This window comes from Methylomonas koyamae, from assembly GCF_006483455.1.
GTDB lineage: Bacteria > Pseudomonadota > Gammaproteobacteria > Methylococcales > Methylomonadaceae > Methylomonas > Methylomonas koyamae_B.
Map to the genome: position 1 here is coordinate 1 of NZ_PPPU01000033.1, position 11,154 is coordinate 11,154.

Below are 11,154 nucleotides of genomic sequence, written 5' to 3' on the forward strand. Positions count from 1 at the left end.
TGACCGTGTGCGTCAAATAAGAACGCACCTCATCGGCCAACTGCGGCAGTTGCTCTTTCTTCAGGGCACGGATGTCGGTCGGGCCGGCGATGGTGTTCAGCAGAGGAAATTCTTGAGTCTGTTTCATATCAGTACAGGGGTTCGCGGTAGAACATCAGAATCACGCCGATTTGGAACAAGGCGAAAACCGAGATAAAGCCGGCAATGTTCTTGCCGGGGGCGTCCAGCTTGAGTTCCAGCCAGCGGCCGCAAGCCAGAATCAGCGCAAACACGCCCATCAAGGTATGGCCGACTTGGATCAGGAACGCGGTTTTGGCCTCGAAGCCGACGTGCGAGTGTGCCAACAGCATCATGCCGCCGAAGGCCGACATCAGCGGGAACAAATAGGGCAGAATGCCGGGGTCGGCTTTGACCCGGGCGCGGGTCTCGTACAAGCCCAGCATGAATACCAGGAAGGTGGCAATCCGGTGCTGCAGAATTTCGCCGTTGTTGAAGGTACTGTCCCAAAAACCGATCGGACCCAACGGCCAGCTCTCGGCGTCGGAACGGAAGAACAGAAAGATGCCGAGGCCCATGAAGCCGATCGGCCAATAACGCGTCCAACGGTGAAAACGCTCCGAATACGACAACATCGCGAAGAAACTCATCACGGTCAGGAAGATGCCCGAGATATTGTGGTTGTAATCCGACCAGGCGGTGGCGGCTTCCGACGGAATCTGGCCGACGATGGCGGTTCGGCCGGCTTCGCCGGCGATCAGCGCTTCGTGGGTCGGCGATTCCCAACGCGGAACCCGCGGATGGAACATGTTCAACACTTCTTCCCAAGTCGCGGTCAGGTGCGGAATGTCGACCGACGGCGGCTGCGAAGCCAAACTGGCCGCCGTGAACAGAATGGTCAGCAGAATCAGGGTTTCCGCTTCAATGTAGTATGGGACGCGCACGGTCAGCGCGTAGAGGCTGCGGCTGGCAAAATACTCTTCCACCGCTTGGCGGTTGATCCAGGCAAAACCCAAGGCCAGGCCCATCATCATGATTTTGACCATCAACAGGTTGCCGTAACCGGCGCCGATGAAGCCTTGGAAGGTACGGATGTAGTACCACGCAAGCGGTGTACCGGTTACCAGCAATAGAGCAACGGCGACGAAGCCGACGGTCGAGAAGCGCTTGAGCAGTAAAGGCCACAGTTCTTCGGCGATCGCATTTTGTTTTTTCAGGCCCCACAGCGCCAGAATTTGGAAAATGCCGCCAACCCAAGCTGCGGCGGCAATCTGATGGCTGACGGTCAGCGTCATCAGCAGACCGCGGTCTTCCAGGCGACTGGCGCCGTGCACCAGCCAGGCCGCGGCCATCACCAACGGGATCACGATCGCCGTGGCCACGAGCCAATGGGTTTTTGAGCGCAGATTGGCTTTTAACGCTTGTTTGATGAACAGGTACAAGGCGAACGCAAAGGTGGCGCGTGCCAGGCCGGCGTTGAATTGCACGGTATGGAAAAAAGCCGGAAACGGCGATTTGCCCAATGTCACGGCCATTAACCAGATTTTCAGGCCGATTTTCGACAGCTGGGTGATAACCAATGCCTTGCTGCCGAAATGGATCAGGTTGACAGTTTTCTGCAGCAAGGCGCTGTTGTAGTTGGCATTTTCATCCCACGGCCGCAGGACGAATAGACCCCACAGCAAACCGCCGATGGCGATCGAGTAAAACGTCAGATCGACGCCGCCGATCAGCGAGTCGAGATAATTAGCTATACCTTCCATATCCGGTTATTTGGGTTCTTTGACGAAAAAGCGCAGCAAGTCCTCGCTCAGATGACCGTCCGCGGCAAAAATTTTTAATTTGATGGCGTATTCGCCCGGGGCCAGGGCTGGTAAATCCAGCAATACCTGGCCGGGTTTGGCACCGGGAGAAGCGCTGATGGAGGTCATCACGTCGCCGGCGCTGACCAGAAACACTTCGGACAAATCCAGCTCGACTTTGGAGTTGAACGACAACTCGACTTGGCTGGCCTGATTGACCGGCACCGGTTTCAGTTTCAGCGAATTGTGGGTGACTACGGCATGGCCGAAGGCGGTTTGACTCGCGGCCAGAGTCAAAGCCAATAAAATCCTGGGTAGAAAACGCATGCTGATCTCCTTATTTTTTGTTTTTCAAAGCGTGGCCGGCCAGGTTTTTGCCCAGAGTCCAGATCGAACCGGTGACGTTGTGAGTATCGGCGATGGTTTTTTCCACCGAGTTAACGATCCAGTCGCGGTCTTTCTCGGTCAGGATTAGCGGCGGCAGGAATTTGACCACGTTCATGCCGTGGCCGGCGACTTGCGCCAGCACCCGGTGTTCCTTGAACAGCGGAATCAAGATCATTTGGCAGAACAGGCCTTTGTTGGCGGCTTCCAGCATCGCCCAAGCGGCTTTCAGACCGAGGCTCTTGGGAGCGTGAAATTCAATGGCGATCATCGAGCCTTTGCCGCGAGCTTCTTTCAGGAACTCGTATTTCGGCACCATCGCGTTGACGGCGGCGATGATGTCATTGCCGATTTTGGCGCTGTTTTCGACCAGTTTTTCCTGATGGACCACATGCAGTGCGGCTAAACCGGCCGCCATCGCCATGTTGTTTTTGGAGAAGGTGGAGCCGTGCACCACGGCGCGGTCCATCCGGTTGAACACGGTGTCCATGATTTTGCTGGTCATCGCCACGCCGCCGACCGGGACGAAGCCGCCGGACAGGGCTTTGGCCATTAATATCATGTCGGGTTTGACGCCCCAGTGTTCGATGGCCCAGAACTTGCCGGTACGGCCGATGCCGGTCTGGATTTCGTCGGCGACGAACAGGGTGCCGTATTTTTTACACAGGCGCTCGACTTCCGGCAGGTAATTATCATCAGGGACGTTGACGCCCTTGCCTTGAATCGGTTCGACGATGAACGCGGCTACGTCCTTGCTGCTCAGCGCATTTTCCAGGGCTTCGAGATCGTTGAACGGCACCGAACCTGTATCCGGTAGCAGCGGGCCGAAGCCTTCGCGGAAAATGTGCTCGCCGGTCAGCGACAGCGAGCCCATCGTCAGGCCGTGGTAACTGTGTTCGCAATGCAGAATCCGAGAGCGTTTGGTGGTGTAGCGGGCGAATTTGATCGCCGCTTCCACGGCTTCGGTACCGGAATTGCAGAAGAACATTTTTTCCAGATTATCCGGGCAGGTAGCCAGGATTTCCTTGGCCAGCAAGCCGCTCAACAGCGACACATCCATTTGCACCAGATTCGGCAATTCCATGGTCAGGGTTTCCTGCAAGGCGCTGACGATGGTGGGATGGTTGCGGCCCATCGCGAACACGCCGAAACCGCTAAGCAAATCCAGGTATTCGTTGCCGTCTTCGTCGTAGAGGTATTGGCCGATCGCCCGCTTGTAGTTGCGGTCGTAACCGATAGTGCGCAGCACCCGTACCATCTGGTTGTTGAGATATTGCTCGTGCAGTTCGAATTTTTCCCCGAAGTGCTGAGTAAAAAGATCGGCAATGCTAAAGGACATGTAATACCTCGTGGTGGTGCGTCGGCTGGCGCTGGATCTCGGCGCCGGCAACGCTGATTTTGCTAATAAATGGCGATTTCGTTTAAATGCCTGGCGATGGTTTTCAGGGTTTTTTCTGCGGCGTGAAAATGCAGGCCAAGCTTGACCAGTGCCGGCACTTCCCAGGGGTGTAGCGCCAGATGGCGCAGCAGCTTGCCCAGCTCGACCTGCCCCTGTTCGTTCATGGCCCGGGACACGGCTGGCGGTAAGTCCAGCGCTACTGGGTCGGCGATGGCGCGCAACACCAAACACGGCAGATTGGACTGGCTGGCGACCTTGGCAATCGCGCCGCTCTCCATGTCCAGCGCCATGGCGCCGGTGTTGCGGTGGATGGCTTGCTTGTCTTCGCTTAGCGCCACGATGCGGGTTTCGGTGACCAGTTTGCCGTTGCCGACAGCGAGTTTTTCGCCGAGCCGGCTACTCACCTTATCCGACCAGCATTTGTCGGCTTCGTAAATCTGCTGGTCGAAAAAGATCCGGTCGGCGATCACCAATTGCCCCGGCCGCAATTCCGGCGCCAGCGCGGCGGCGCAGCCCCAGCTGATCAACCGGTCGGCACCCTTGGCGATCAACAATCTGGCTGCTTCGGCGGCGTTGTGCGGCCCGGCGCCGGCGTAGGCGACCAGCACGTCGTTGCTGAGACTGAAACATTCGCCCCGCGCCAATTTGCGGTTAGTCAGGGTCGCAAGTTCCTCCGGCAGCGCAACGACGATTCCGCAACTCACGTTAGTGTTTGCTCAATTCGTTACGGTATCTGGCTAACGCCCACAACGGGAAGAATTTGTCGTAGCCGTGGTATTTCAAATAGAACACGCGCGGGAAACCCGGTGCGGTAAAGCAGGGGTCGTTCCATACGCCGTCGGCTTGCTGGCTGCGCAACAAAAACTCGATGCCGGTTTTGACTTCTTTGCTGTGGACTTCGCCGGCAGCAATCAGGCCCAACACCGCCCAGGCGGTTTGAAAGGCGGTACTGAAGTGGTAGCGGCCACGGTACTTCCGGTCGTCGTGGTAGCTCAGATTGTCTTCGCCCCAGCCTCCGTCCTCGCGCTGCACGCTTTTCAGCCATGCGGCGGCTTTAACGTACATCGGGTCGGTTTTCGGTACGTCGGTTTGCTCCAGACCCAACAAAGCGGACCAGGTGCCGTAAATGTAGTTGGTGCCCCAGCGGCCGAACCAGGAGCCGTCGGCTTCCTGTTCGCTACGGATATATTCGATGGTGCGTTGCAGAGCCGGGCGGTATTCGTCGTGGCCTTTGGCGACGCGGGCCATCAGCATCGCGCAGCGGGCGCTGACGTCGACGGTTGGCGGGTCGAGCAGGGCGCCGTGGTCGGCGAACGGAATTTCGTTCAGATAGTAATAGGTGTTGTCGACATCGAACGCCCCGTAACCGCCGTTTTTGGATTGCATGCCGACGATCCAGCGGGTAGCGCGGTGGATGGATTCGTCCAAACCGTCTTGCTCGGATTCGGCCATCGCGAAACCGACGATTGCGGTATCGTCGACATCGGGATAATGCGGGTTGGCGAATTGGAATGCCCAGCCGCCGCCGGCCAAATCGGGTTTGCTGACGCGCCAGTCGCCCGGTTCGTCGGACAGTTGCACGCTTTTCAGCCAGTCGTTGGCTTTTGCCAGTTGCGGTGCGTTACCGCGCTTGTCGGCTTCGATCAGCGCCATGCTGGCCAGGGCAGTATCCCAGACCGGGGACAGGCAAGGCTGGCAATACGCTTCGTCTTCCTTGATCACCAACAGTTTGTCGATCGATTTGCGGGCGATTGCGACATTCGGATGGTCGTGCGGCATACCGAGCAGCAGCATGGCCTCGTAGGCGTTGACCATGGCCGGAAAGATGCCGCCCAAGCCGTCTTCGCCGTTCAAACGCTCGGTAAACCAAGTCAAGGCCTTGTCGATTGCGCGTTTGCGCATGCTCTGCGGAATCAACGGTTCGGTCACGCGGCCCAGTTGGTCCAGCGCCAGAAAGCATTTATTCAACAAAGTACGCTCGGGAAAATAATGCTTTTCTTCGTCCGGATGCACGACGAACAATTCCAGAATGTCGACATTATGCGGATTCTTGGCTTTGGCTTTCAGTGTGCACAGGATGAACAGCGGTACCATCACGGTGCGCGACCAATAAGACACTTTGTCCAAGTGGAACGGAAACCACTTGGGCAGCAGCATGATTTCGACCGGGATGTAGGGTACGCCGCGCCAAGGCAGTTGTTCGAATGTCGCCAGCGCGATGCGGGTGAAGACGTTGGCGCGCGCCGCGCCGCCTTGGCTCAGGATCCAGTTGCGCAGTTGCACCATATGCGGCGCGTCGATCGGATCGCCGGCCATTTTCAAGGCGTAATACACCTTGACGCTGCAACTGATGTCGCCCTGGCCGCCGGTGAATAGCGGATAGCTGCCATCCGGATTTTGCCGGCTACGCAGATAAACTGCGATCTTGGCTTGGAGTTCTTCGTTAATGTCGTCCAGGTAATGCATCATCATGATGTATTCGGACGGAATGGTGCAGTCGGCTTCGAGTTCGAACACCCAATAGCCGGCCGGATTTTGCAAGCCGAGCAGTTTCGCCTGCGCTCGGTCGATCGCGGCTTGAATTTTGCCCGGGCTGATGGCAGCCGCCGAGCTGTGTTGGGAAAAGTCGTGATTGCTGGTCTCTACAGGGGCTTCAGTAAACATGGCGATTCCTTATGGTCCAGTGTGAGATACGGGTGAATACTGCCAGTCAGGGGTTTTTAAGCCGCTGCTGGTGAGATTGAAAAGCAGTGACAGCAGCCAGTTGCTGCGTGCCGATAATTTGCTGGCGATAATCGTGGCCTTGACGCTGTTGCGACTGATCTTGACCTGATTGGATTCGTTGAAGTCCAGGTGCTGTTTGATCTTCTTTAAGGTCAACACCGCCATGCCCAGCGCCCACAGGCAGAAGTTGCGGATGCCGGTTTCGTGGCTGGGCAACAGTTGGGTGTAGGTCAATGCGTTTTGCAAATGGCCGTGGGCGATACCGATCAGGCGTTCCAGGCCCTTGCGGAAGCGTTCGTCGTTGGTGGTCGGCGTCAGATCGGCCAAATCGAAGCCGGTTTCATCGAATATGTCCTGCGGCAGCCAGCACACGCCGCGTTTGGCGTCGTCCCAGATGTCTTTCAGGATGTTGGTCATTTGCAAGCCTTGGCCGAACGAGACCGATAGCTTCAGCAGTTCCGGCCGATGCTGATCGATTTCCGGCGAGTAGTGGCAGAACAGTTTTGCCAGCATTTCGCCAACACAGCCGGCCACGTAGTAGCAATAGTCATCCATGTCTTTCATGGTTTTCAGACCGGCGTGCAGGTCGAGGGCCTGGTAAACCGGCATGCCGCCGGCCATGGTTTCCACACAGCACGCCAACGCATCTATTTGCGGGGTCGAGAGGCTGTGGGTGATGGCGATGACGCGGGGGATCAGCCGGATCAGGCTGTGTTCGGCCGGAATGGTTTGTGCGGACAGCAGCGGAGCCAATTCGGCGGCAAACGCCTCAGCACCGCGGCCGGTCTTAACGATGTCAATAAAACGGTCGCAGAAGCCCTTTTTTTGTGCTGGGCTAAGGGAAACTTCGTCTTCGATAGTGTCGACGATTCTACAGAGTAGATAAGCATTGGCCACGGCCGGATAGAGCGTGTTCGGCAACTGCGGAATGGTCAGCGCAAACGTACGCGATACGCCTTCAAGCAGCACGGCTTGAAGTTCTTGGTCGGATAGCTGTTTCAGCAATTCCGGGTTATCGATGGGGGGGTGAAATCCGTTCATTTACTTTTTAGTCTAACTATCGGTAGCGGCAATGATAGACTGTTTGTTGGGGTTTTGCAAAGCGATGTTGCTTTAAGGCAAATTTGCTGAGATTGATATTGCTGTTTGGGGTTTTGGTTCTTGTTTGGTGCGCTTTCGTTATGATTTATAAGACATATTTTGTAGGGCTAGGTTTGCAGGCGGCGGGGGTTGAATCTGTGATGGTTGTGGTTTTGCAAAGTGCTTCCCAAGTAGGTTGTTGTTTTTTGCGTATTTCGACTGGAGCAAGGTATAAAAAAGTAGTATTCTTACCACATCTAGTTGTGCGTCCGCTTGTTTCTCTGGCTTGGTGGTCGTTGGTTTGGGCGCGCTCCCGATAGTAATGGCTCGAATGCTGTTGTTTTTTTGTAACAGCGTCGTAGCTGAAAGTCTTGAAAGTTTTTGGAGAATAATGCCGTGAGTGTTCCTTTACGTCAGCAATTGGCTGTGGGTAGTTATCTGATCAAGCAAAAAATTAAAGGAGTCAAAAAGTACCCTTTGGTTTTGATGCTGGAGCCTTTGTTCAGATGTAATCTGGCTTGTGCCGGTTGCGGTAAGATTGACTATCCGGACGACATTTTGGATAAGCGCTTGTCTGTGCAAGAGTGTCTGGATGCAGTGGATGAATGCGGTGCGCCGATGGTTTCTATTCCGGGCGGGGAACCATTGATTCACAAGGAAATGCCGCAAATCGTCGAAGGCATCGTCGCCAGAAAGAAATTCGTCTATTTGTGCACCAACGCATTGTTGTTGAGAAAGCGCATCAACGATTACAAGCCGTCGCCTTACCTGACATTCTCTGTGCATCTGGATGGCTTGAAAAACCGTCACGATGCATCGGTCTGTCAGGACGGTGTATTCGATATCGCGGTAGAGGCGATCAAATTGGCTCTCAGCAAGGGGTTTCGGGTTACGATCAACTGCACACTGTTCCAGGGCGAAACCCCGGAAGAAGTCGCCGAGTTTCTGGATTATGCGATGGAACTTGGCGTGGAAGGTGTAACGATTGCGCCTGGCTTCAGTTACGAGAGGGCGCCACGTCAAGACGTCTTTATTAAAGGCTTGGAAGTTAAAAACTTATTCCGCGGCATTTTCAAAATCGGCAAGACCAGAAAGTGGAAGCTGAACCACTCCTCGCTTTATCTGGATTTTCTGGCCGGCAATCAGAGCTACGATTGCACACCGTGGGGTAATCCAACCCGCAATGTGTTCGGGTGGCAAAAACCTTGCTATTTGTTAGCGGACGAGGGCAATGCTTCCTCGTTTCAGGAACTGTTGGACTCTACGCCGTGGGAGAAATACGGTACCGTGAAGAATCCCAAATGTGCTAACTGCATGGCGCATTGCGGTTATGAAGCTACTGCGGTTGAAGATACCTTGGCTAATCCGTTGAAAGCCCTGCTTGCAAAGATTCGCGGGCCGAAAACTGCGGGGGAAATGTTGCCGGAGAAACAGCCCGAGTTCGTGATGAATTACAAAAAAAGTTCGATTTCGGAAATTCCGGTCAAAGTCGAGTCTTAAAATAGTCGCTCTAAATATGAGGTTTCGATAAGCGTTATGTTCAACAGAATGTATTCCGTACTGGGCTTGCTTGTGTTTCTAATGTTCTCTCCGTTGGCGACGGCGGAAGAGCAGACTGCGAGACAGGTGGTCGACGAGTTTCAAAACGAATTGCTGGGCATAATGAAGCAAGGCAAAACCTTGGGCTTCAACGGCCGTTATGACAAATTGGACGTACTGGTTAAGAAAAGTCACGATTTGCCAAAAATCGCTCGTATTGTGGTCGGTAAGCAGTGGGAGGAGTTGACTCCAGAGCAACAGGAAAAATTGGAAACAGTGTTCAGCCGGCTCAGCGTTTCCGCGTATGCGCATAATTTCAAAGATTTTTCCGGGGAATCGTTTAATTTCGTTTCTGAGGAAGAGACTGGCCGCGGCGGCGTGGTAATCCATACCAATTTATTGATTCCCGGCGAGAAAGACGTCAAATTCGACTACATGATGAAGAAAAAGGACGATGGTTGGCGAATTATCAATATAATAGCGGATGGTGTCAGCGATTTGGCATTGAAAAGGTCGGAATATACCAGTGTTTTGAGTCGGGAAGGTTTCGATGCTTTGATTGCCAAAATCAACGAAAAAATTGAAAGTTACGCGAAACAATAGTTTGCCAGGAATTGTGAGTGATGTTTTTTAACCCCTGTTATCAAGGTAAAAGCCAAGCCGGCTTGATGTGGGCCGTGCTGTTTTCCGGTGCTTTATCGGTCGGCGGTTGCGCGAGTACGGAACCAAAAGATCTAGGAACCACCAATATTGCCGAGTCCAAAACCAATTCGGTCGATCCTTACGAGGGTTTCAACCGATCGATGTATGGTTTCAACATGGGCCTGGATAAGTATTTGCTTAAACCGGTAGCCGACGGTTACAAATTCATTACTCCGGATTTCATGGAAACCGGCGTGACTAATTTTTTCACCAATTTGAAGGGTATCAACGTCGTTTTGAATGACTTCCTGCAAGGTAAGGTTAGTCAGGGAGCGTCCGATACTGGCCGGTTTTTGACCAACTCGACTATCGGTTTGTTGGGGTTGTTCGATGTTGCCAGTGATTTGGGCATGCAAAGCAATGTTGAGGATTTCGGTCAGACTCTGGCGGTATGGGGGGTCGATCAGGGAGCTTATTTGGTGCTGCCGATTTTAGGCCCGACCACAATTCGCGACGGTTCGGCCAGCATTCTCGATCGGGCGGCAAACCCGAGTACTTACCTGCCGGGCACTGGTATTGTCGAGGGGATTAACGACAGGGCCAATGCCGAAGGCGCATTAAATTTCATCGACGAGGCGGCGTTGGATCCTTACGTGTTTACCCGCGAATCGTTTTTGCAATACCGGCAGAATCTGGTTAACGACGGTAAGCACTCCGCCGAAACTTACGATATCGATGTCGATTCGGCGATAGAGGACGAAACGAGTTCGGCAAAGCCGGCAAAGGCGGTCGACAAGCCGAAGCGACCGGCCGGAAGCGGTTCGCTAGGTCCTCAATCCAGTTTGAATCCTGCTATCGATGGCAACGCGGCAAAATCTGACGCGTTCGAGAATATGTCGCAGTCTTTCGAAAAGGCCGAGGCTCAGTTCGAGCAGGCCTCTGCGAAGATGGATGAATTCAGCAGTAAAAAAAAAATGCGGCGTAAACGCCGTTGATTTAGTTTAGAGACGCACGGAGGCGTCTTTTAGTCTAAATCAGTAGTGCAACAGGGAATGCACTTCGTAGCCCGCCAGTTTTTCCCGTCCCGCCAAAAAATCTAATTCCACGACGAAAGCGCAGGCAACGACTTCGGCCCCCAGCTTTTCTATCAATTCGCAACTGGCTTTGGCTGTGCCGCCGGTAGCCAGCAAGTCGTCGATCAATAGCACTTTGTCGTCGCTGTCGACGGCGTCGATATGGACTTCCAGTTCGGCCGAGCCGTATTCCAGGTCGTAAGACACGCTTTGCACGTCGTAAGGCAGTTTGCCGGGTTTGCGTAGCGGTACGAATGGAATGCCCAGCTCCCAGGCGACTAAGGCGCCGAAAATGAAGCCTCTGGCCTCCATGCCGGCCACCGCAGTAATGTCGCGGCCTAAGAACGGATGCAGCAATTGGTGGACCGACAAACGCAACGTGGCCGGGTCTTTGACCAGTGGCGTAATGTCTTTAAAGATAATGCCGGGCTTGGGGAAATCAGGAATATCGCGGATTTTATTGCGTAAACGGTCCATTTATCACCTCGTGATTATGCGCAAAAAGCTTCGATCT

10 protein-coding genes are annotated in these 11,154 nt (G+C 54.3%); 3 read left to right on the forward strand and 7 right to left on the reverse strand.

All coding sequences use genetic code 11. The features are described from left to right. Positions 1-128: 128 nt before the first annotated feature. From C2U68_RS16690 to C2U68_RS16715, 6 genes are all read right to left on the reverse strand, one after another. Entirely contained in the window at positions 129-1,760 is a 1,632-nt protein-coding gene (locus C2U68_RS16690) for a copper resistance D family protein (protein WP_140913603.1), read from the reverse strand. A gap of 6 nt (positions 1,761-1,766) precedes the next feature. Next, on the reverse strand, positions 1,767-2,126 hold the full coding sequence (locus C2U68_RS16695; RefSeq protein ID WP_140913604.1) for a copper resistance protein CopC: 360 nt from the start codon (positions 2,124-2,126) through the stop codon (positions 1,767-1,769). A 10-nt stretch (positions 2,127-2,136) separates the two neighbouring features. Continuing rightward, entirely contained in the window at positions 2,137-3,522 is a 1,386-nt protein-coding gene (locus C2U68_RS16700) for an aspartate aminotransferase family protein (protein WP_140913605.1), read from the reverse strand. A 62-nt stretch (positions 3,523-3,584) separates the two neighbouring features. Then, positions 3,585-4,286 carry a phosphorylase gene (locus C2U68_RS16705; RefSeq protein WP_140913606.1) on the reverse strand — a complete coding sequence of 234 codons (702 nt, stop codon included), beginning with the start codon at positions 4,284-4,286 and terminating at the stop codon, positions 3,585-3,587. A gap of 1 nt (position 4,287) precedes the next feature. Then, positions 4,288-6,246 (reverse strand): squalene--hopene cyclase, encoded by a 1,959-nt coding sequence (shc, locus tag C2U68_RS16710; protein ID WP_140913607.1) that lies wholly within the window; start codon positions 6,244-6,246, stop codon positions 4,288-4,290. A gap of 9 nt (positions 6,247-6,255) precedes the next feature. Continuing rightward, the gene (locus C2U68_RS16715; RefSeq protein ID WP_140913608.1) at positions 6,256-7,347 is read right to left on the reverse strand and encodes a phytoene/squalene synthase family protein; all 1,092 of its coding nucleotides are present in this window, start codon (positions 7,345-7,347) and stop codon (positions 6,256-6,258) included. Between the two features lie 435 nt (positions 7,348-7,782). Between C2U68_RS16715 and hpnH the strand changes: the two genes are divergently transcribed. From hpnH to C2U68_RS16730, 3 genes are read left to right on the forward strand one after another with little or no spacing between them, the layout of a single operon-like run. Beyond that, on the forward strand, positions 7,783-8,886 hold the full coding sequence (hpnH, locus tag C2U68_RS16720) for an adenosyl-hopene transferase HpnH (protein ID WP_140913609.1): 1,104 nt from the start codon (positions 7,783-7,785) through the stop codon (positions 8,884-8,886). 36 nt (positions 8,887-8,922) lie between these two features. Then, the gene (locus C2U68_RS16725; protein ID WP_140913610.1) at positions 8,923-9,528 is read left to right on the forward strand and encodes an ABC transporter substrate-binding protein; all 606 of its coding nucleotides are present in this window, start codon (positions 8,923-8,925) and stop codon (positions 9,526-9,528) included. Between the two features lie 20 nt (positions 9,529-9,548). Further along, positions 9,549-10,562: a VacJ family lipoprotein gene (locus C2U68_RS16730; RefSeq protein ID WP_140913611.1), complete on the forward strand. Its 1,014-nt coding sequence runs from the start codon at positions 9,549-9,551 to the stop codon at positions 10,560-10,562. Between the two features lie 39 nt (positions 10,563-10,601). Here the strand turns inward: C2U68_RS16730 and C2U68_RS16735 are convergent, their stop codons facing one another. Continuing rightward, positions 10,602-11,117, reverse strand: a complete 516-nt coding sequence (locus tag C2U68_RS16735) for an adenine phosphoribosyltransferase (RefSeq protein WP_140913612.1) — start codon at positions 11,115-11,117, stop codon at positions 10,602-10,604. Positions 11,118-11,154 lie beyond the last annotated feature (37 nt).

Coding starts and splice junctions, on each gene's coding strand:
- C2U68_RS16690 (WP_140913603.1), bottom strand. CDS start 1,760: ATGGAAGGTATAGCTAATTATCTCGACTCGCTGATCGGCGGCGTCGAT.
- C2U68_RS16695 (WP_140913604.1), bottom strand. CDS start 2,126: ATGCGTTTTCTACCCAGGATTTTATTGGCTTTGACTCTGGCCGCGAGT.
- C2U68_RS16700 (WP_140913605.1), bottom strand. CDS start 3,522: ATGTCCTTTAGCATTGCCGATCTTTTTACTCAGCACTTCGGGGAAAAA.
- shc (WP_140913607.1), bottom strand. CDS start 6,246: ATGTTTACTGAAGCCCCTGTAGAGACCAGCAATCACGACTTTTCCCAA.
- C2U68_RS16715 (WP_140913608.1), bottom strand. CDS start 7,347: ATGAACGGATTTCACCCCCCCATCGATAACCCGGAATTGCTGAAACAG.
- C2U68_RS16725 (WP_140913610.1), top strand. CDS start 8,923: ATGTTCAACAGAATGTATTCCGTACTGGGCTTGCTTGTGTTTCTAATG.
- C2U68_RS16730 (WP_140913611.1), top strand. CDS start 9,549: ATGTTTTTTAACCCCTGTTATCAAGGTAAAAGCCAAGCCGGCTTGATG.
- C2U68_RS16735 (WP_140913612.1), bottom strand. CDS start 11,117: ATGGACCGTTTACGCAATAAAATCCGCGATATTCCTGATTTCCCCAAG.